This is a genomic window from Peribacillus loiseleuriae (assembly GCF_001183985.1).
Classification (GTDB): domain Bacteria; phylum Bacillota; class Bacilli; order Bacillales; family DSM-1321; genus Peribacillus; species Peribacillus loiseleuriae.
Genome location: NZ_LFZW01000001.1, coordinates 3,240,394 through 3,261,833 on the forward strand (window position 1 = coordinate 3,240,394; position 21,440 = coordinate 3,261,833).

At 39.9% G+C, this 21,440-nt stretch carries 18 protein-coding genes; 6 read left to right on the forward strand and 12 right to left on the reverse strand.

From position 1 onward, the window contains the following. Positions 1-201 precede the first annotated feature (201 nt). Positions 202-1,116, reverse strand: a complete 915-nt coding sequence (locus AC625_RS15125) for a LysR family transcriptional regulator (RefSeq protein WP_049682029.1) — start codon at positions 1,114-1,116, stop codon at positions 202-204. Between the two features lie 131 nt (positions 1,117-1,247). Between AC625_RS15125 and AC625_RS15130 the strand changes: the two genes are divergently transcribed. The 4 genes from AC625_RS15130 (at position 1,248) to AC625_RS15145 (ending at position 4,722) form a co-directional block, all read left to right on the forward strand. Continuing rightward, positions 1,248-1,610 (forward strand): hotdog fold thioesterase, encoded by a 363-nt coding sequence (locus AC625_RS15130; RefSeq protein WP_342670996.1) that lies wholly within the window; start codon positions 1,248-1,250, stop codon positions 1,608-1,610. Positions 1,611-1,777: 167 nt separating this feature from the next. Next, positions 1,778-2,272, forward strand: coding sequence for a GNAT family N-acetyltransferase (locus AC625_RS15135; RefSeq protein ID WP_049682030.1), 495 nt, complete (start codon positions 1,778-1,780; stop codon positions 2,270-2,272). A gap of 155 nt (positions 2,273-2,427) precedes the next feature. Then, on the forward strand, positions 2,428-3,702 hold the full coding sequence (locus AC625_RS15140; protein ID WP_049682031.1) for an MFS transporter: 1,275 nt from the start codon (positions 2,428-2,430) through the stop codon (positions 3,700-3,702). A gap of 486 nt (positions 3,703-4,188) precedes the next feature. Then, positions 4,189-4,722 (forward strand): TlpA disulfide reductase family protein, encoded by a 534-nt coding sequence (locus AC625_RS15145; protein WP_053178113.1) that lies wholly within the window; start codon positions 4,189-4,191, stop codon positions 4,720-4,722. Between the two features lie 421 nt (positions 4,723-5,143). On the opposite strand, the gene AC625_RS15150 is transcribed toward AC625_RS15145, so the two are convergent. The 11 genes from AC625_RS15150 to AC625_RS15200 all read right to left on the reverse strand — a co-directional run bounded on the left by AC625_RS15150 (position 5,144) and on the right by AC625_RS15200 (position 18,744). Next, entirely contained in the window at positions 5,144-6,388 is a 1,245-nt protein-coding gene (locus AC625_RS15150) for a M20 family metallo-hydrolase (protein WP_180320109.1), read from the reverse strand. A gap of 37 nt (positions 6,389-6,425) precedes the next feature. Further along, positions 6,426-7,778, reverse strand: coding sequence for an aspartate aminotransferase family protein (locus AC625_RS15155; RefSeq protein WP_049682033.1), 1,353 nt, complete (start codon positions 7,776-7,778; stop codon positions 6,426-6,428). A 19-nt stretch (positions 7,779-7,797) separates the two neighbouring features. Beyond that, a complete protein-coding gene (locus tag AC625_RS15160; RefSeq protein WP_049682034.1) occupies positions 7,798-9,264 on the reverse strand; it encodes a CoA-acylating methylmalonate-semialdehyde dehydrogenase in 1,467 nt (488 codons plus the stop codon). Positions 9,265-9,489: 225 nt separating this feature from the next. Continuing rightward, on the reverse strand, positions 9,490-9,720 hold the full coding sequence (locus AC625_RS15165; RefSeq protein WP_049682035.1) for a hypothetical protein: 231 nt from the start codon (positions 9,718-9,720) through the stop codon (positions 9,490-9,492). A gap of 58 nt (positions 9,721-9,778) precedes the next feature. Then, on the reverse strand, positions 9,779-11,251 hold the full coding sequence (locus AC625_RS15170; protein WP_049682036.1) for an NCS1 family transporter: 1,473 nt from the start codon (positions 11,249-11,251) through the stop codon (positions 9,779-9,781). A 319-nt stretch (positions 11,252-11,570) separates the two neighbouring features. Next, positions 11,571-12,983, reverse strand: a complete 1,413-nt coding sequence (gene hydA / locus AC625_RS15175) for a dihydropyrimidinase (RefSeq protein ID WP_049682037.1) — start codon at positions 12,981-12,983, stop codon at positions 11,571-11,573. Between the two features lie 44 nt (positions 12,984-13,027). Next, complete coding sequence (preA, locus tag AC625_RS15180) at positions 13,028-14,305, reverse strand: NAD-dependent dihydropyrimidine dehydrogenase subunit PreA (protein WP_049682038.1); 1,278 nt, start codon at positions 14,303-14,305, stop codon at positions 13,028-13,030. 36 nt (positions 14,306-14,341) lie between these two features. Continuing rightward, positions 14,342-15,712, reverse strand: a complete 1,371-nt coding sequence (locus tag AC625_RS15185) for an NAD(P)-dependent oxidoreductase (protein WP_049682039.1) — start codon at positions 15,710-15,712, stop codon at positions 14,342-14,344. Between the two features lie 171 nt (positions 15,713-15,883). After that, the gene (locus AC625_RS15190) at positions 15,884-16,774 is read right to left on the reverse strand and encodes a nitrilase-related carbon-nitrogen hydrolase (protein ID WP_049682040.1); all 891 of its coding nucleotides are present in this window, start codon (positions 16,772-16,774) and stop codon (positions 15,884-15,886) included. Between the two features lie 195 nt (positions 16,775-16,969). Next, complete coding sequence (locus AC625_RS15195; RefSeq protein ID WP_049682041.1) at positions 16,970-17,761, reverse strand: SDR family NAD(P)-dependent oxidoreductase; 792 nt, start codon at positions 17,759-17,761, stop codon at positions 16,970-16,972. Positions 17,762-17,778: 17 nt separating this feature from the next. After that, positions 17,779-18,744 carry an MBL fold metallo-hydrolase gene (locus AC625_RS15200; protein ID WP_049682042.1) on the reverse strand — a complete coding sequence of 322 codons (966 nt, stop codon included), beginning with the start codon at positions 18,742-18,744 and terminating at the stop codon, positions 17,779-17,781. A 512-nt stretch (positions 18,745-19,256) separates the two neighbouring features. On the opposite strand from AC625_RS15200, the gene proC reads away from it, so the two are divergent. Continuing rightward, positions 19,257-20,108, forward strand: a complete 852-nt coding sequence (proC, locus tag AC625_RS15205) for a pyrroline-5-carboxylate reductase (protein ID WP_049682043.1) — start codon at positions 19,257-19,259, stop codon at positions 20,106-20,108. A gap of 76 nt (positions 20,109-20,184) precedes the next feature. Beyond that, positions 20,185-21,201, forward strand: a complete 1,017-nt coding sequence (gene namA / locus AC625_RS15210) for an NADPH dehydrogenase NamA (protein ID WP_049682044.1) — start codon at positions 20,185-20,187, stop codon at positions 21,199-21,201. Positions 21,202-21,440 lie beyond the last annotated feature (239 nt).

Here is a 21,440-nt window from a genome sequence, read left to right on the forward strand (position 1 = left end):
AAACCAGCTGTAAAGTGACAATAAAGTTATTTAATTTTACAACCTCAAACACGAATAACCCCGTTCTGATTTTAGGATGGGGTTAAAATAAAGTTGGTTACTTTTTAAATGTAAAATCTTCACTACGCTTAATCATATAACAATAAAATCATATAAATCTAAGTGTTCTTCAACCTTATTCAAGAAAAGCACCATTTTCGCTCAACAAGTAGTCTCCGCACATGACCAGTCTCTTGCATGTTTCAAAGTAATATCGATAAACATTGATAAAGCTGGGGAAATCCACTTGTTTTTGTGATAAGCGACTTGGGAGAAAATCTGTTTAAAGCCACCAACACAGGGAATTATTTTTAACCTTCCTTCCTTGATTTCATCATTTACTGTCATTAAAGGTAAACAAGCCATACCAAGCCCACTCATTACACAACGTTTCATCGCTTCTATACTCCAAAGCTCCATCGTGTGGGAAGGTACGATCCCCCGTTCTCCGAGGTATTTTTCAAACATCGTTCGATAACTGCATTCTTTCTCGTTCGCAATCAAACACTCGCTTATCTTTTGATTTTCGTAGCTTTTATCTAAATTATTCAGCGAACAGTCAGGACTTCCAACAAGGACAATAGGTTCGTCTAATAACGAATGGACGATTAAATCTGAATCCTGCAACTGTGGCAACATGACAAATGCAATATCTGCACTACCATTAAATATTGCTCTCTTGTTATCTCCACAGGTGGCGTTACTTAAACTGATGCTTACATGAGGAAACTTCTTTCTATATTCTCTTAATATTGGTTCTAGGCGATATACCGTTAGTGATTCCGGAGCCGCAATCTTTAACTCCCCTCTCATATCCTCTCCATCACTGGTAATGCTTTCGATCTTTCCATAGGTATCTAAAATCTCTTGAGTATAGGGCAACAACTTCTTGCCAATATCAGTCAATCTTATCTTTCGGCCCATCCGATCAAACAGAGGTGCGCCTAAATGTTCTTCAAGCGCCTGAATATGAGAAGTCACCGTGGATTGAGTGTAACCTAAATGTTCTGCTGCTTGTGTGAAGCTACCCGTTTCAATGACCTTGTTAAACGTAACAAAATGGCGTATTTCCATCATTTCACCAACCTTTATTTTACTCTTACTTCTATAGTATCAAAAAAATCAATGGATAACTTCATAAACTTCAATTTTACTAATAATCAGGTACGAGTTAATGTTAAGAAAAATAGAAAACAGGAGGATACATATTGGATGCCCTTAGAATCGAAATTGTTGAAGTGTCAAATGAGAAGGTAGTCGCCCGATGCCCGTTCATGATGCAACCAGACAACACTTTGGACAGCTTCATGGGGAGCTTCAATAGTGAAACTGTGGCAAGTGTAGGAAGTTGGAATCTCTTGGATATGGAGAATGAATATGCAATTGGATTGGAGATCAGTGCCAATCACATTCGTGGAGAGAGTGAAGGAACTGTAAAAGCTACTGGTTTTCCCATCCACAAAACAACCATGGTTTGGGAAATTCAAATTACAGATGAGAATGATAAGCCTATCTGTTTTTCTAGATGTACAACGGCTGTCAACAAAAGGATAAAGAAAAATAATTCATAAATAGTTCAACTAGTAATACAACAACTTTAAACCAATATTTTAAGTTGACCCGTACTCTGTTAAACATTGTTGTTGATTTCAGTAGGTAAAGTAGATTAATTCAATATTTCCATTACAAAAAGATAAATAGTATATCTTTTTATAAACACAATTGGGGGAGTTAATAAATGATTACGGTTTACGATGATAGGTATAAAGAAAAAGTCATTAAATTAATATTGCATGTACAGAATGTGGAGTATGAAGTGGGTATTCGTGTCGAAGAACAGCCAGATATTCTAGACATCCAATCGAATTATATATATGACGGTGGTAACTTTTGGGTAGCGTTAAATGATAACGGAGAGGTTGTAGGTTCTATTGGTTTGCAGAAAAAAAACAATGAGGTTGCAGTATTAAAGAAATTTTTCGTTTATAAAGATTACCGTGGTAAAGAGGTTGGGATAGGAACAGGTCTTTATGAAACATTACTTGTTTTTGCGAAGAAACAAGGGTTTACTAAGGTAATTTTGGATACTCCATCCAAAGCTACTAGGTCACATCGTTTCTATAAAAAAGTTGGATTTAAGGAGATTGTCAAAGAGGATTTGCCGATTAAATATGACTACCCTGATAGAGATTCACTTATTTTTGAATTAGACCTATCTAAGAAAGAATATTGAACTTTTGAGAATATGTAGTTAGAAACGATTAAATAGCCACCGTGCATCTAAAAAGTCAGAAAAATATTTTAAGTAACTCCTTGGGAATTAGATTGCATCTTACACCAAGAATGTAGAACATGATGAAAAAATATCCATAGAATGAGGGTTGAGTTTTGAAACGTATACACTATAGCTGGTTTATTCTTACCGTAACATTTTTCTCCATTATTGTAGCCGGAATTGTCATGTCATCATCAGGGGTTTTCATAAATCCTTTCGAAAATGAATTTGGTTGGGATCGATCTGTTATTGCACTAGCTTTTGCCATTAGTATGTTTTTATATGGTATATCAGGTCCGTTTATAGCAGCATTACTTGATGTGATTGGCTTAAAGAAAATGATGATTGTTTCTATGGCAACTTTGCTGACGGGTATCATACTAACCGTCATAATGAATCAATCATGGCAGCTGATCATCATTTGGGGCTTTATTATTGGGCTAGGATCAAGTCTTTTTTTAACGGTATTAAGTCCATATGTAGCGAATCATTGGTTTGAGAAACGAAGAGGTCTTGCAGTAGGAATATTAACGGCAAGTACAGCGACAGGCCAATTAATTCTACTTCCTGTCTTAGCAGCTATTATAGAGAATTATTCGTGGCGCCCAGCGATTGGTTTAATGATGATCCTTAGTTTCATTATGCTTATCATAATTTTTTTATTTATGAAAAACACACCAAAGGATGTTGGTATTCTTCCATATGGACTTGAAGAGGCAATACAAGAGAGCAATGAAGGACTAAAGGAAAATCCTATTGTTATCGCCTTCAATGGTTTATTCGAAGCTGTGAAAGTAAAGGAATTTTGGTTATTAGCTGGTAGTTTCTTTATTTGTGGGCTTTCAACGAGTGGTTTAATTGGTACACATTTTGTTTCTTACTGTATTAGTTTTGGAGTACCTTTAGTTACAGCAGCTTCGATTCTTTCGTTTATGGGAATCTTTAATCTAGTAGGAACAACTCTATCCGGTTGGCTGTCAGATCGATTCGATAATCGATGGCTATTATTTTGGTACTACGGTTTAAGAGCGGTTTCTCTTGTATTTCTTCCCTATGCATTAAATGAAGGTTCCATTACTATGCTAGTTATCTTTACTGTGTTTTATGGATTAGATTGGATTGCAACTGTTCCACCAACGATTAGTATCTCAAGACAAATCTTCGGCATCAATAAAAGTGGAATAGTTTATGGTTGGATTTATGCATTCCATCAGGCAGGCGCAGCAGTTGCTGCTTATGGAGGGGGGCTGATCTATAAATTTTTCAACACTTACACTTGGGGATTCTTCTTGGCAGGAGTTTTCTGTTTATTAGCAAGCTTATTTGTCATTATTATTAAAAAACAACATTCAAGTCAATTAACAAAAGAAGGATTAATGAATATATAGCAATGCATAGAAAGCTAAAACTGATGTATTTACTTTACTCTCACCGCACAGGATTGACAAAGTTTTTATAGATTCTGGCAAGCAGCCTGTATTCAAGAGAATCTATATTTTAATTACTAAAAGGTGCTGTTCTGGAGTAACTAAAGCCTAATTCCCAGATGCTAGAAGCCAGAAATCAGGCATTTATATTTGGATTTCCTTAATGTTGTATATCTGCATTTTCCTAACGCTATCTTAATTATCTTTTTCCTTCTTTTACTAACCTGCGTCATTAATTTAAGTTCATTTCTTCACATTCTCTTATTATTGACTTGGAAAGAGTACTTATAATATATACAAATACTTCTATATTGTAAATGTAACGATTTTATTTGTAATTAAATAACTTTATTGTCGCCTAACATTTCTGTTATAAATCATTTTTCATATTTGACAGCGTTCAGGGGAAATTAAGAAAAGATGGTGTTAGCAAGGAGGGATAGGTTAGTGAAAAAACTATGTTATACAATCCTATTTGTATGGATTGGACTAATAGCCGCAAACTCATACGTCAGTGCTGAGGAGCTAACGGACTCCAGACAGACTCGGCCTGTTGTAAAAATAGGTAATCCTGCTCCGAATTTTGAATTAACGACGTTATCAGGAGAGCAAATAAAGCTTTCGGATTATCGAGGCAAAGTCGTAATTCTAAACTTGTGGGCGACATGGTGTCCGCCTTGCAAAGCAGAGATGCCGGAAATGCAAAGTTTTTATGAAAAAAGTCGTAATTCCGATATTACGCTGTTGTCAGTAAATTTAACAGCTCAAGAAAAAAATGAAAAAGCGGTCGCTGATTTCGTTGCAAACTATCAATTAACATTCCCGATTTTGTTAGACAAAACAGACACTGTTGGGAAGCTGTACAAAACCATTTCCATCCCAACAAGCTATATTATCGATCGCGAGGGCATCATTAGAGAAAAGATCATTGGGCCGATGGATGAAGAGAAATTGGCTATTTTGGCACACGGGGCGAGCTGAAAAATCTGAAAGCAGTACAAAGAATTTCCCCATTGTTTCGCTGTGGATAAAGACTACTCGCTGATTTTTCCATATCTTTTGTTCCGACTTCGAAGCAGAATGCCTTCTGTATCCTATGTGGAAGAAAAAAACACCTACCTTCACAGGTCATTCATTAGACCACTGAAGGCGGGTGTTGCACACGAACGATAAAACGATTTTTCCATGTAATTTTCGATTCTGGATCGAAAATTGCTCATTCCCGCGCGCAAATCTTGATTCCGACTCGTAATCTTAATCAACTGTACTGGGCTTCCCTACTTTTCCTGATGAGAAGGTCGGATTTGAATGCGTTTTTTCCTATTACCCTGATTTTTACTTTGACTTTACATAGCTTTCGAAATAAAAGAGGGAATTCAATCGTTCAATTTATAGATAACAGTTATTCACTCGCCATCTTAATAGTCGTCCGGTACAACAGTTCCGTTCCTAACGATATGTCCTCAATGGTGGAAAACTCTTTCGGATTATGGCTAATACCATCCTTACAGCGCACGAAGATCATTCCATATTCACAAACGTATGACATCGCGAGAGAATCATGAAATGGTCCGCTCATTAAATCAATTGGATTTAAACCGATTTGCTCACTTTCTTCTCTCATGACATTCATAATTCTTTCGGAACAATAGCGTGGCTCACTATTGGTATCTTCTGTGATTTTACAAATTAATTGATGCTCCTCTGTGATTTCCGTAATTCTTGTTCTTAATTGCTTTTCAATTCTATGTCGTCGGTCGATATCAATATCTCTTAAATCGACTGTAAAACTCACCTTCTCTGGGATGATGTTCCGTGAGTCTGGAAAAATATTCATACTTCCTACAGTACCTACTGTAGGAGCCGAACAATCTGCGCTAGTTAGTTCATTTAGCGCTACAATGATCTTCGCTGCTCCAACAAGGGCATCCTTTCGCATTGGCATTGGCACTGAGCCGGCATGACCAGCAAAGCCCTCTAATTCTACCGTTAACCATAATGGTCCCGAAATACCCGTAACAATTCCAACAGGTTTATCCTTCGCTTCCAGAACAGGTCCTTGTTCAATATGCATCTCAAGAAACGCTGCAATCTTTCCTTCTGGATATTCCGACTCCTTTAATTTAGTAGGGTCACATCCGAAATGAATTAATGCCTCTTTTCTTGTGATTCCATTTTTGTCAGTCCGTTCTAATTCACCGTCTTCTAGTTTCCCTAGTATCCCTCTGACCCCAAATAACCCCTTATTAAAACGACAACCTTCTTCATCCGAAAACGCTACGACTTCAATGGGCATGCTCGGTACAATGTTTTGCTCCTTCATCGTTTGAACGACTTCAAGTGCACCAAGTACTCCGATAACACCATCAAATCTTCCGCCATATGGCTGTGAATCGATATGTGAACCTAGCATCAAAATCGGAACTTCCGGATTTTCTCCTTCTAATCGGCCAATTAGATTACCGAAATGATCGATTCTTGTCGTTAGTCCAGCTTCCTCCATCCATTGCTTCACTGTCTCGACTGCCTGCCGATCCTCGTCTGACAGTGTAAGTCGACAAACTCCCGTCTCGGCAATTTTCCCAATTTGCGAGAGAGCATTTATTTTTTGCTCTAATCGTTTTTTGTTTATCGTTAAAGTTTGCATAACGTCGTACGTCCCACCTCCTTCTAAGAGCGACATTCTAAATCGCTTTCAACTCTTCTATTAACGTTTTAATCATAAATTCTAAATCTTCTTCCGCAATGTTTAATGGTGGAGCTAGGGTTATTACATTGTTATATCCAGCAACCGTGGCTCCATTTTTTCCGATAATGAGTCCTTTTTGTTTACAGCCTGCAATAACTTTATTGACGAACCCGATTTCTAGTGGTTCTTTCGTTACCTTATCTTTTACAAGTTCAATTCCTACCAACAGACCTTTTCCTCTTACATCGCCGACAAATGGATGTTCTTCTGTAAGAGATGATAAGCTTTGTTTCAGGCGCTCCCCTAATGTTTTTGATCTTTCATATAATTTTTCATCATCCATCATTTCAAGGTTCTTTAAGGCAAGAGCACATGCTGCAGGATTCCCCCCAAAAGTATTAACATGGCGAAAATAATCGTATTCTTCTGAGCCCTTAAACGCCTCATAGATTTCCTTTTTCACGGCAGTCGCTGATAATGGGAGATAGGCACTTGTAATCCCTTTGGCCATTGTAATAATATCCGGTTGGACGCCGTAATTCATGAAGCCAAATGGTTTCCCTGTACGACCAAATCCGCAGATTACCTCATCTACAATTAGTAAGGCGCCATGCTTTTCACAAACCTCTTTGACTCCTGCCATATAGCCATCAGGTGGGACTAAAATGCCGCCCCCCGTAATGATCGGTTCCATGATAACACCAGCGATTGTTTCGCTTAACTCCCATGTCATCACGCGATCAATATCTTTCACGGACTCCAATTCTGTAGGTGTACAGTCTGCATCGTCTTTAGAACGATATGAATCTGGCGGTGCAACATGGATGAATCCAGGAGCCAACGGTTCATATTTATATTTGCGTTGCGCTTGACCTGTTGCCGCTAACGAGCCCATTGAATTCCCATGATAGGCTCGATACCTAGAAATAAATTTGTAACGAGCATGATCGCCTTTTTGTTGATGATACTGTCTCGCTAATTTAAATGCCGTTTCATTTGCTTCTGATCCGCTATTGGAAAAAAATATGACATATTCGCCATCTAACATTTCGTTTAGCTTCTCTGCTAATTTAATGGCTGGAGTATGACTCTGAGTAAGTGGAAAATAAGCCATTTCTTTTAACTGTTCATAAGCAGCGTCAGCGAGTTCCGTTCTTCCATAGCCAATATTTACACACCATAAACCCGACATAGCATCTAAATAGCGTTTGCCAGTGTGATCCGTTATCCAAGAGCCTTCCGCTTTTTCAATAACCATTGTAGCGTCAGGGCTATAGGGCTTCATTGCATGCCAAACATATTCTTGATCCAGCGCTTGGATATCTTCACTTTGCTTAATATTCGCCATTTTGTTCCACCTCTCACATTTAATAGTCATATCTAGACGTAATCATCTTTTTTTGCGTATAAAAGTTTACACCATCTTTTCCATTCACATGCAGATCTCCATAAAAGGAATCCTTCCATCCGGAAAACGGGAAAAAGGCCATCGTGGCTGGTACACCCACATTAATCCCTAACATGCCTGCATCTGCTTCTTCTCTAAATTTTCTAATGGTTTTTGCATCTTTCGTATAGATTGTTGCACCGTTCCCATAGCGAGACTTGCGAATGTATTCAAGCCCCTCATCTAAATCCTTTGCCCGTAATAAACTGAGAACGGGTGCGAAGATTTCATCCTTTGCAATCGTCATTTCGGGGGTAACATGGTCAAATATAGTCGGACCTAAGAAATTTCCTTCCTCCATTTCAGCCATTTCTTTTCGACCGTCTCGGACTAAAGATGCTCCTTCCTTTAAACCTATTTTGATATAATGCAATGCCTTCTCACGATGAGAGTCTCTAATAACTGGTGTTAGTAATACTTCTTCATCTAACCCGTTTCCGATCATTAACTCATCTGCTTTCTGCTTTAGCAGATTAACAAACTCGTCACCGTTTCCTACAACGACGACCGCACTACAAGCCATACATCGCTGACCTGCACTGCCATAAGCAGAGCTGATAATATTCGCTACCGCCTTTTCAATATTCGCGTCTGGCATAACAATATGATGATTTTTCGCACCAGATAGAGCTTGAACACGTTTTCCATTTGCCGCTGCCCGCTTATATACATATTTAGCAACTGGCTGGGAGCCAACGAACGAAATTGCTTTTATATCTTTATGTTCTAATAGCCCATTTACAACGTCGTGTCCACCATGAACGATATTTAAAACTCCCTTTGGAGCTCCTGCTTGAGTAAATAGTTCAACGAGCTCATTTGCCAAAATCGGCGTACGTTCAGAAGGCTTCAGCACAAATGTGTTCCCACAGGCAATTGCCAATGGAAACATCCAAGTAGGAACCATCATCGGAAAGTTAAACGGTGTTATTCCGCCAACAACACCAAGCGGATATCGGAACATCTCTGAATCAATCTCTTCAGCAATATTGGATAACGTTTCCCCCATCATTAAGGTTGGAGCACCTGCTGCAAATTCTACACATTCAATCCCTCTTTGCACTTCACCATACGCTTCCTTGTATGCTTTTCCGTTCTCTTCCACAACAAGTCTGGCTAGTTTTTCATGATTCTCTGTTAAAAGATAATGATATTTATATAAAATTCTCGCCCGTTTTGGTACAGGCGTATTTTTCCAAGTCTTAAATGCTTCATCAGCAGCACGTACCGCTTGATCGACATCTTCTTTTGAGGAAATAGGAACTCTTACTAATGTTTCTCCAGTCGCTGGGTTTGGTACAACAGCTGTTTCCGTACTTCTTGCCTCTACCCATTCTCCATTAATATAATTTTTTAAAACTATTGTTTCTTTTTTGATTTCTGTCATGAATAAGCAGCCTTCCTTTCATTTGTTTTTTAAAACCGGTATGTGCAAGAAAAGAATATGTTCACTTTCCAAATTCATAAATAGCGGAGCTGTCCCCACGAAAGGGGCAGACCCTACATCTACGATATATTGTTTATCTGACGTATAAATGACACAATATTTTGTGCTTAGAGTGTGAGGTCAGACCCTTTTTAGACAACCACGTCTTATTCATTAGAAAACAGCTTAGGCTTCTTCTGTTTGTTGTTTTATCATAATAATTGAAAAATATTTACGTGCTTCAGGTGTTGTAATGTGTAATGTTTCATTATCACTTTCCCCGTCATGATTTTCCCTTTTTTCAAATTCTACAAAAGCACCACTCAAGTTTTCCGTAATATGCTTGATTTTGAATCCCTTTTGTAGGAGGATATCGATTTGATCTCGCTCTTGTAAAAACTGCTGGTACTCGGACATTGCTTTCTCTCCTTTATCACATTTATATTCAAAAATGAAGGACAAAGACCATCAATTGTTACAATGGTGTATCGACACTTTCAGGAACGACAACCGCTTCTTCCCCTGTATCAATGACCCAATCGCGCCCAACCGTGATACCCAAATATTTTTCATCACTTGGGTCTGCAATTTCTGCTTGTTGATATTTCTTAAACCACCAATATTTTGCTAAGAAATAGTAAATAACAGCACCAACTACAAAGCCAACGAGAAATGAATAGGCGGGTAACCAATAGGCAGCAAAACCGCCAATGACCCACGCAATCATTCCAGCTAGGTTAAATCCATTCATGTATTTAAATTGGCCATGATCTTCATAGAGCTCATGCACATTTACTCGTCTCTTACGAAGCACATAATAGTCCGTAAATAAAATACCGACAATCGCAGACAAGATTCCCCCAATAACAAGGAGAGCTGGGATAATGACATCAAATAAACTCCACGGTTGGACAACGATCCCAATGATACCCGCTATAATAACCCCTGCCCAAAACGGCACCTTTGGACCACCAATATTGGAAAAAATAGTAGCAGCTGGGACTACATTGGCAGACGTATTCGTAGACCATTGGGCAAACACAATCATCAATAAAAGAATTCCTAAGATAAAGCCACTTGCCGCTTCTTGAAGGGCAGCAACAGGATTAAAATTAGATACAGCAATGTAAGAAACGGCCCCGATAATGATCATAAATGTGTTGACAATCGGCATGACAATAATGCTTCCTACAATTTGCGATTTATTTCGTTTAAACCAGTTCCGTTCGTTTTTTGGCGCTTTAAAAAATCTGGATAAAGAAGGCATATCCGCTGCCAACGTTGCCCAAAAGCCCATATTACTCATAACTACGACCATAAAAGCGGTTATAGCGGCTCCGCCCACAACAGGACTTTCCACCCATGACCAGATTTCTCTTCCTTGCTCCATTGCTTTATCAGAAAGGGAAGTGTACATCCAGGCAGAAATAATAATAATGATTGGCGCTGCCAAATCGGCAAATCGCTCAATTGCCTTGATTCCAAGAGCTGTATTTACTAATTGAACGGCTGCAAATATCAGGAAGCAAACAAACCAATTATCAAAATCAAAGAGGATATTTAAGATTCCATTCATGGCAGTTGCTCCGAAAAACGTATTGATACCGAACCAACAAGCAGCGGTTACACCACGTACTAAGGAAGGGATATGTGTGCCTATTGTTCCAAATGGCGCCCTCATATACACAGGAAAGGAAAGACCGTGTTCAATGCCGATATCACCAATAATAGTCATGAATATCCCAATCGCAACAGACCCTATAATCGTCGCAACAATCACCCATCCTAGCGGTAAACTTTGTACACCCGCACCCCCAATAGCAAATGCGGCTAATACAACAGCCATCCCCACCCATATAACCGCAAAACCTTTAGTCCCTATCTTTCTATCACTATGCGAAATTGGCAGTAAATCTGGAGACTTGAGATAATTCCCACTCTTTTTCATTGAAGCACCCCTTTTCTTCGTTGTTTTTATAATCCTCTGGGCATTATCACATTTGACACGTTAGCTATTTTTTGAGAAAAAAATCCATGAGCGTCTGCTCTGAAACTAAAACGTTGAAAAAGGTTCAGGTTCTAAAAATTGTATCACCTTATGAAGGTGGCAGTGCGGAACGGATTTTGCGAAGCCCCGCCCCTCTTTCGCAGAAAGCAAGGAGAGGCCACTAAATATTTGTGCCTCCACTAACTCAATTTGTTTCATTTTTTTAGAACGGAAAAGGGAACCGAGCTTCGCTAATTTAAACATTGTTATCAACGGAAAGTTAAACTAGATTTGTTGTTACTGATTGATTGTTTGCACCATATTTCTCTCGTTTTAAATACTGTCCAGCTCCTAATTGCCCGACAAATTTCTTATCTCGGATAACAAATTCGCCTCGTGATAAGACGGAAACTGGTTCTCCTATGACTTGCATTCCTTCAAATGCATTGTAATCTACAGCCATATGATGTGTTTCAGCTGAAATCGTCCTCTCAACTGTTGGATCAAAGATGACAATGTCCGCATCACCCCCAACAGCAATGGTTCCTTTTCTTGGATATAAGCCAAATAATTTGGCTGCTCTTGTTGAAATAAGGTCTACAAACTGATTGAGTGTAATTCTGCCCTTTTTTACCCCTTCAGAGAATAGGAGACTAACCCGATCCTCGATAATAGGTCCCCCGTTCGGGATTTTTGAAAAATCACCTTTTCCGAGATCTTTTTGTCCATTGAAGTCAAACGAGCATTGATCGGAACCTACCGTTTGCAGTTGCCCGGTTTTTAGAGCATTCCATAACACATCTTGGTTCCATTTCTCACGTAAGGGCGGGGACCACACATACTTTGCTCCTTCGAAATTCGGTCTTTCTAAATCAGACTGATCTAACACTAAATACTGCGGACAAGTTTCACCCCAAATATCGATGCCATTATTTCTTGCTTCAGCAATTTTTCTAGCTGAATCTGCACAAGACACATGGACAACATAAAGTTGAGAGTTTGCTAGTCCTGTTAAGGTTGCTGCTCTTCCTGTCGCTTCCCCTTCCGCTTCAGGAGGTCTTGTTAACGCATGGTAGATTGGATCAGTGTTCCCTTGTTCTAATGCTTTTTTCACTAAATAATCAATGACATCGCCATTTTCTGCATGGACCATGACGAGCGCTCCAAATTCTTTTGCTGAAAGAAGTGTTCGGAAAAGTGTTTCGTCATCGGCTTGCAGCACATTTTTATATGCCATAAATACTTTAAAAGACGTGATTCCCTCCTGTTCAATCACTTTAGGAAGTTCATGTAACACAGCATCATTCATTTCAACAATCTGCAGGTGGAATCCGTAATCAATGACCGCTTTTTCATTTGATTTTGCATGCCATGTCTCGATGGCGCTTTTTAATGTTTCACCTTTATTGGTTAAACAAAAGTCAATGACTGTTGTTGTACCACCAAAGGCTGCTGCAATTGTACCCGTTTCAAAATCATCTTTTGTTACCGTCCCCCCAAACGGCATTTCCAAGTGAGTATGTGGATCAACGCCACCAGGCAAGACATAACAGCCTTTTGCATCAATAACCTCTGCCCCGTCAAGGGAAATCTGCTTGCCAATTTGGCTAATCACTCCATTTTCAATCAATAGATCTGCATGATACGTATCCGTTGCGGTGACAATCGTACCGTTTTTTATCAATTTTTTCATATTTATCCTCCACCTTTAAAATAATCACGAATATTCAGATTTATTCATTTGGTTGATTCACATGAAGCTGCTCCGAGCGCTGCTTCGCGTTCATTCCATGTCATGGGCGGAAGTCCACTAGGGATTTCAATCATGTCAATGGCACCATCCACTGGGCATACGATGGAGCATAAATTACAGCCTACGCAGTCCTCTTCTCTGACTTTTAAAATGCTAGTTCCCGATGGGTCTTTCAACATATCAATACATTGATGTGACGTATCTTCACAGGCTATATGGCATTTATTACAATGAATACAGACATCATTGTTAATTTTGGCAACAACTTTATAATTGAGATCTAAATTGCCCCAATCTGAATATCTCGCCGCAGATTTTCCGACTAATTCCATGACAGAGGCGATTCCTTTTTCATCTAAGTAATGATCCAATCCTTCAATCATATCCTCGACAATTCTAAAACCATGGTGCATAGCCGCTGTACAAACTTGCACGCCCGTTGCACCCATTAACAGGAATTCAACCGCATTTTTCCAGTTAGATATGCCACCTATTCCAGATATCGGGATATTGATTCGAGGATTTCTCGCACATTCGCCAACCATATGAAGGGCAATTGGTTTGACAGCAGGTCCACAATAGCCACCATGAGCCCCTTTCCCACCGACATGGGGTATCGTATTCCAAGAATCAATATCTACCCCTGCTAAACTGTTAATCGTATTGATCATGCTAATCGCATCAGCACCACCTTTTACGGCCGCTTCAGCTGTAACCGTAATATCTGTTATATTAGGTGTCAGCTTAACGATTACAGGCGTTTTTGCAGCCTCCTTTGCCCAATACGTTTGTTTTTCCACTAGTTCTGGCACCTGACCTGAAGCAGAACCCATCCCTCTTTCAGCCATACCATGTGGACAACCAAAGTTGAGTTCTAAACCATCTACCCCGACGTCTTCTACTCTTTTGACAATTTCATGCCACTGTTCTTGGTTAGGCTCCACCATCAGTGATGCGATGATTGTATGATTAGGAAACCGCTTTTTTGTTTCATAAATTTCCTTTAAGTTTACTTCCAGCGGTCGATCGGTGATTAATTCGATATTGTTAAACCCCGCTACTTTTTGGCCATTGAAGCTAACTGCTGCAAAACGCGATGTAACATTTAATATAGGGTCACCCAATGTCTTCCAAACGGCTCCTCCCCAACCTGCTTCAAATGCACGTTGAACTTGATAGCCTGAATTTGTTGGAGGAGCAGAGGCTAACCAAAATGGATTGGGGGATTCAATACCTGCTAAATTAATAGATAAATCAGCCATGATTTTACCTCCCTTATTAGTAAGGTGTGTTTTTACTTATGCTGTTTCTGAGACGGAATGAAACAATTTATGAATAGCATAAGCTGTTTCTTTTCCTTGCTGTGCAGCTGAGACAACCATTGCCTCGCCTTGCCCTTTTCCAAAAATCACATCCCCACATGCAAACACCTTCTCATTGGATGTTTGAAAGGTGTTTGGATTAATTTTCACTACGCCACCATTATGCTCTAACGCAAATTCCTCAATTAGGTCTACATATCTTGATTGTCCAATTGCTTTGATGACTGCATCTACTTCAAGTGTGAATTCAGAACCCTCAATTGGAACTGGACGGCGGCGGCCATCTTCTCCAGGTTCACCTAATTCCATCTTTATACATTCGATTCCCTTTACACGCCCTTGCCCGTCGCCGATGATCCGTTTTGGAGCAGTAAGCCATCTAAATTCAACCCCATCTTGTTTCGCAAATTCATATTCAAACTCGTACGCTGTCATTTCTTCGATTGTACGTCTGTATAGAATTTTTACATTTTCAGCTCCAAGACGAACGGAACAAGTTGCTCCATCAATCGCTGTATTGCCTGCTCCGATCACAACGACTCGCTTGCCGAGAAATTGATTTGAAATAGGCTTTGTTTTCGTTTCCTTCACAAATTCAATCGCATCATATACACCATTTAAATCTTCTCCGCTAACCCCTATATCTGGAACACTAGACATGCCAATTGCTAGAATGATAATGTCGTGATTTTCAAGAATTTCTTCTACTGAAATATCTTTACCTACTCGTGTATTTGTACGAATTCTCACATGTAAGCTTTCTACTTGCTTCACTTCCCAATAAGAGATTTCTTTAGGGAGTCTGAATGAAACAATGCCATAGGTGTTTAATCCACCCGCTTTTTCTTCTGCTTCAAAAATAGTCACTTCATAGCCTAATCGTCCAAGTTCGCGGGCACAAGCCAAGCCAGCTGGACCTCCTCCAATAATGGCGACTGTTTTACCGTTCTTCTTCCCTGGTTGGAACAAAATCTGTTCATGTTGTATGGCCCAGTCTGTTGCATAGCGCTGTAAGTTGCCGATCATGATTGGTTTGGTCGAATGGTTTAGTACACAAGCACCTTCACATAATTCTTCAGTCGGACATACACGGGCACAGCTTGCCCCAATCGGATTCGCCGTCATAATCGTTTTGGCCGACCCTAACACATTCCCTGACGCAATTTTTTTAATGAATGTCGGAATATCAATTCCAGTTGGACAAGCAGTGATACATGGAGCATCGTAACAATAGAGACAACGGTTCGATTCTTCCATTGCTTCCTGATTCGTTAACCCCGGATGAACTTCTTGGAAATTCCCGCTTAAATCTTCAACTGAGATTCTTGCTTGATTTACGTTACTCACTATAAAAACCTCCTTGAGAGACGATCCTTAATAGCTGCAAAGGGCCATACTACACATTAGAGTCTGACCTCACACTCTATATGCCGATTATTGTGTCATTTACAATTCATATAAACGATATAAAGTAGCTGTGGGTCTGACCCTTTCGTTATTCGTTTGAAAATTAATTTATTAAGGTAATAACTCAGACATTTCTTGATACGTTTCCGGTCTTCGATCCCGGTAAAATTGCCATGTATCACGAACTTCTCTAATCATTTTTTTATTCATTTCCCCAATGATTACTTCATCACGATCACGACTTCCCATTGCTACAAAGTTCCCTCTTGGGTCAACAAGATAGGATTGTCCGTAAAATTCCCCCATATTCCAAGGGCCTTCTGTTCCTACCCTATTAATGGCTCCAAGATAGTATCCATTCGCTACAGCATGTGCAGGTTGTTCAAGTTTCCATAAGTATTCAGAAAGTCCAGCTACTGTTGCAGATGGATTTAACACAATCTCCGCACCTTTTAATCCTAGTATTCTCGCACCCTCTGGAAAATGACGATCATAGCAAATGTAAACCCCTACTTTTGCAAAGGCGGTGTCAAACACCGGATATCCTAAATTACCTGGTTTAAAATAGAATTTTTCCCAGAACCCATAGCCGTCGTCTCCTACTCCTACATGTGGGATATGTTGTTTTCGATATTTTCCTAAATACGATCCATCTGCATCAATGACGGCTGCCGTATTATAGTATGTTGCAATCCCTTCCCTCTCATAGATTGGTAAAACAATCACTACAGATAGTTCTTTTGCTAGCTCCTGAAACAATTTTGTTGTCGGGCCGTTCGGTATTTCTTCCGCTGCATCATACCATTTTGTATTTTGCTCTGAGCAAAAATAAGGTCCATAAAAAATCTCTTGTAAACAGATTATTTGTGCACCCTTTTCTTTTGCTTCTCTAACAAGCTTCATATGCTTTTCAATTGCCTGTTGCTTGTGGACTTCCACAGGTTGATTTCCATCCACATCATTCGAAGCTTGAATAAGACCAATTTTCACGTTATCTGCCATAAATAATCCCTCCTCAATTATGTTATGCATGTACCAAAGGTATATATGAATTATTTTATCGCCGCAAAGAAAACGCTTACAAATAATCTTGAAAAGTAAGTGATTACTAAAATGGAGGGTTTGTACCAAAAAATGAAGTGAAGAAAGATGATAAGACCAGCGAATACTCAAACTGGTCTTACCAAATTACAGCCATTATTTTTTAAAAAACGCATTTTTTCCAAGCGTTTCAACGGTATTGGGGAAAAGTGTATGCATCTTACTAATTGCATTCATGAAGCGTGGTAAATTGATTTCGCGTTTTTTCGTAAGCATCGCTGCAACGATTTTATCCGCTACATAAGCTGGCTGGAGTATGAACTTTTCAATATTTTTCACATATGTTCCACTTTCATCAGCAATGTCGAAGAAGTTTGTTTGAATCGGTCCTGGATTAACGGTTGTGACACGAATTCCATCGCGCATTAATTCCAAACGCAACGCATTGGAATAGCCAATCACGGCAAACTTCGTTGAAGAATACAGGGTAGACTTCGGAGTGGCAATCTTCCCTGCCATTGAAGCGACATTGATGATATGACCGGATTTCCGCCTTTTCATCGCAGGAACGACCATTTTCGTACAAGCCATCAAGCCGATTACATTTACACGGAACATGGCTTGGATTTCCTCGGTATCTGTCTCATCGACTTCCTTAAATGTGCCATACCCGGCATTATTTACGAGAACATCGATTTCACCAATATGTGCATAAATATCTGTAAACACATTAACAATCTTTTTCATATCTGAAACATCTAATGTATACGCATAAGCTACATCGCCATACTGGTTGTTTAGCTCGTTCCTTAACTCCTCTAATTTATCCGTATTTCGTGCAAGCAAAACGACACGAGCTCCCTGTTCTGCTGCCTTCTTCGCAATTTCTTTACCAATTCCACCAGAAGCACCTGTAATGACGACGCATTTGTTATGTAATCTACTCATTGTCCACCTCTCTTTTTTTAGCTATGTACTGAATACATATAAATCCCATTTTGATCTTCCTTTTTAATTTCGCCTAAACCCTCTAAATAGTCAAGCTGACCGACTGTTTCAGAAATCGTTAAGCCAAGCTCTCTGTGATATACTTTCGGGAAAAGCTGTTTACAAATCTCAAACCCTGTTTGAGACTTAGCTTCAAGCATTTGTTTAACTCGCATAGCACGCCCATGCTGCCGAGCTAGATTATGCCTAATCAATTTACGCGTTTCGGAAATGTCCCCACCATGTCCTGTAAGAGTGAGTGAAATGGGAACCTCCAGCCATTTTCTAAGTGAGTTATTGTATTGATTTAGAGGCTCGGGACGGCTTTCAGCAGGCGAAAATGGCGGTTCCAATATCGGATTTGGTGAGATTTTGTTCAGCAGATGATCCCCGCCAATCATCACCCCATCCCTTTCCCGAAAAAGCGAAATGTGACTTTGGGCATGCCCTGGTGTTTCAATCACTTGCCAGCCAAAAAGACCAGGAATTTCATCTCCTTCTTTCAAATACGACTGTACTGTGCGCTTACTGATATACCCTCCTGAACCGCGATAATTATTCATCGAAGCGGCCTTTTCTTCTGGAACACCCAATTCTTTTCCGATATTTAGGTAAAATTGATCAAGTTCCGCTCTGAATTCCGCTGTCAGTTCAAGCCATCTTTGATTGTAAGCATGTCCAAATACGATTGCCTGTTCAGGAAAAAAATCAATGCCTCCAGCATGATCAGGGTGATGATGTGTGAGCACGATTTGATCAAAATCACTTATCAAGAGCCCTAAATCACGAAGACTTTTTTCTAAAACCTCTTTTCCCTCATGAGTTCTCGGTCCTGCATCCACAAGTGTAAGCGCCTCCCCCTTTATCACATAAACATTTACATCGCCAACAGCATAAGGAGTCGGGATCGATAGTTTTTTAATTTCCGTGTCTAATCTTGTCATGTGGATACCACCTTTAGTATAAAATAAAAAATCATATGTAAGATTTCAATAAGAATCGTTTTTTTTAATAAGATGTAGTCTATAGTTTACAACTACATGCTAGAATTGTCATGATTTTTCCATAACGATTCATCAGATTATCGACATAGTTCTTGACAACAAGTTGAAACTTCCATCATAATTTATAATTAGAAATCAACTGTATCCTATTAAAGGGATACAGAACAGCTACATCCCATACAAATCCCACAAATAGTAGGCTGTGAATAAGGCTAGTACATAAAAAATGGTGCAAGAGAGTGAAGCTCAACAGGCTGCAAGGCTTCACCACCCGCTGTTTATCGAACCTTCCTTATGAGCCATCAGGCAAACCTGACGTCCGTCCGGCGATAACGGACTATGAGCTGCGTCTTTCAAAAGAAAGATGAACAAAGGTGGTACCACGGAAGTCATGTCTTTCGTCCTTTATTGGATGAAAGGCTTTTTTATTGATCAAAAAAGGAGCGAATGAAATGAACAATATCGTATGTATCGGCATCGGTTCAATGGCAGAAGCGATTATATCAGGCATGATTGCAAGAGGAGGTATCAACCCTAGGCAAATTAAAGTAGCCAATAAATCAAATCAAGAACGGTTAGCTTATATCCAACAACAGTATGGTGTTTGTGGTCACACATCTCTTGAAGCGGCTCTAACTGATGCAGATGTCGTATTTCTTGCGGTGAAACCTAAAGATGTGCTTGCTGCTCTAACAGCGGCCCGCCCCTATTTAACGGAAAATATGCTACTTATTTCCGTAGCGGCAGGTATTAATCTAGCAAGCCTTGAAGGTATTATTGAAAAGAAAATGGCGATAGTCCGGGCCATGCCAAACACCTCCGCTGCTGTCGGCTTATCGGCTACTGCTCTTGCCGCTAATTCATTAGCAGGAAATGCACAGCTTCAAACAGCCATTGATCTCTTCACAACCATTGGCACAGTCTCTGTTGTCGAGGAACACAAATTGAACGCCGTAACTGGCCTTTCAGGGAGCGGCCCAGCCTATATATATTACGTTGTAGAAGCAATGGAAAAGTCTGCCCAAGAAATCGGCCTTGATCCTGTTACAGCCAAACAGTTGATTATCCAAACGATTCAAGGGGCAGCAGAAATGCTTAAACAATCACCAAAAACGCCTCAAACGCTTCGTAAAGAAGTAACCTCACCTGGAGGCACTACAGAAGCAGGGCTAAAAGTATTGGAACAACACCATGTGCAGAATGCTTTTATCGCTTGTATTGAAGAAGCAACCAACCAAGCGAAACGAATGGGTGATGAAATTTCTAAAGAAATTAAAAAGGAGATTTCCAGTCTTCATTTCTAACAGATAATCAAATTTTTGGCAGAATCGAAATGAAGTTGATATACTAGCCATAACATAATCCAAGGAGTTGAACAAATTGAGTGCTAAGCTATTTTCTCCCTATGCAATCAAGAATATTACGTTGAAAAACAGGATTGTTATGTCTCCAATGTGTATGTATTCCTGTCCAGATGAAGACGGAATCGTCCAAAACTGGCATAAGACCCACTATACAAGTCGTGCAGTCGGCGGCGTAGGCTTAATTATCGTGGAAGCGACAGCAGTTACGGAACAGGGAAGAATCTCTCCGAATGATCTTGGTATTTGGAGTGACGAGCATGTATCAGGACTATCGGAACTAGTCTCACTCATCAAAGAACAAGGAGCAACAACCGGCATACAAATTGCTCATGCCGGTCGTAAAGCTGAGCTGAAAGAAGATATTATCGCTCCTTCTGCCATTGCCTTTAATGATCGTTATCAAACTCCAAAAGAAATGACCAAAGAAACGATTCAAGAAACGGTTGCCGCTTTTCAAAAAGGAGCTGAACGTGCCAAAAAAGCAGGCTTTGAAGTGATTGAATTGCACGGTGCCCACGGCTATTTGCTCAATCAATTTCTTTCACCGATCAGTAACAAACGAGCGGATGAATACGGCGGTTCTGCTGAAAATCGCTATCGGATCGTTAAAGAGACGATTGCCGCTGTAAGAGAAGTATGGGATGGACCATTATTCATCCGAATTTCAGCTAATGACTATTTAGAAGATGGCATGACTCCAGAACAGTATATCGAAATTGTCAAATGGATGAAAGAAGATGGCGTAGATTTAATCGACGTAAGCTCTGGCGCGGTGGCTCCTGCCCGCATTCATGTCTTCCCAGGTTATCAAGTTCCATTCAGTGAAACCATTAAACACGGCGCAGAGATTGCGACTGGCACAGTTGGCCTAATCACATCTAGCATTCATGCAGAAGAAATCCTGCAAAATGACCGTGCAGACTTAGTTTTTCTTGCACGGGAGCTACTTAGAAACCCGTACTGGCCCAGAACAGCGGCACAAGAACTGAATGCCTCTCTCACACCACCTGTACAGTATGAGAGAGGCTGGTAAGAACAACAACACAAGCGCCTTTTTCTTAACTAAAGGCTAACATAAGCCAGGCAAGAAATATGAGAGGCCGTTTCCTCTACATATTTCTTGCCTGTATTTGATTCCCTAGAATTAGCCTGCTTTAGCTAGAAACAAAAACTCATTGTTAAGGGGATTCCTGTCAACGAGTACATTCATTTCTCCAAAACCAGAAAAAATCCCCTTTTTAGTTTCTAAATACTTGAGCCTGTAAAATATAC

Bases quoted from the DNA above. Each gene is read 5' to 3' on its own strand.
- AC625_RS15125 (WP_049682029.1), bottom strand. From the start codon at position 1,116: ATGATGGAAATACGCCATTTTGTTACGTTTAACAAGGTCATTGAAACG.
- AC625_RS15135 (WP_049682030.1), top strand. From the start codon at position 1,778: ATGATTACGGTTTACGATGATAGGTATAAAGAAAAAGTCATTAAATTA.
- AC625_RS15150 (WP_180320109.1), bottom strand. From the start codon at position 6,388: ATGCAAACTTTAACGATAAACAAAAAACGATTAGAGCAAAAAATAAAT.
- AC625_RS15155 (WP_049682033.1), bottom strand. From the start codon at position 7,778: ATGGCGAATATTAAGCAAAGTGAAGATATCCAAGCGCTGGATCAAGAA.
- AC625_RS15160 (WP_049682034.1), bottom strand. From the start codon at position 9,264: ATGACAGAAATCAAAAAAGAAACAATAGTTTTAAAAAATTATATTAAT.
- AC625_RS15165 (WP_049682035.1), bottom strand. From the start codon at position 9,720: ATGTCCGAGTACCAGCAGTTTTTACAAGAGCGAGATCAAATCGATATC.
- AC625_RS15170 (WP_049682036.1), bottom strand. From the start codon at position 11,251: ATGAAAAAGAGTGGGAATTATCTCAAGTCTCCAGATTTACTGCCAATT.
- hydA (WP_049682037.1), bottom strand. From the start codon at position 12,983: ATGAAAAAATTGATAAAAAACGGTACGATTGTCACCGCAACGGATACG.
- preA (WP_049682038.1), bottom strand. From the start codon at position 14,305: ATGGCTGATTTATCTATTAATTTAGCAGGTATTGAATCCCCCAATCCA.
- AC625_RS15190 (WP_049682040.1), bottom strand. From the start codon at position 16,774: ATGGCAGATAACGTGAAAATTGGTCTTATTCAAGCTTCGAATGATGTG.
- AC625_RS15195 (WP_049682041.1), bottom strand. From the start codon at position 17,761: ATGAGTAGATTACATAACAAATGCGTCGTCATTACAGGTGCTTCTGGT.
- AC625_RS15200 (WP_049682042.1), bottom strand. From the start codon at position 18,744: ATGACAAGATTAGACACGGAAATTAAAAAACTATCGATCCCGACTCCT.
- proC (WP_049682043.1), top strand. From the start codon at position 19,257: ATGAACAATATCGTATGTATCGGCATCGGTTCAATGGCAGAAGCGATT.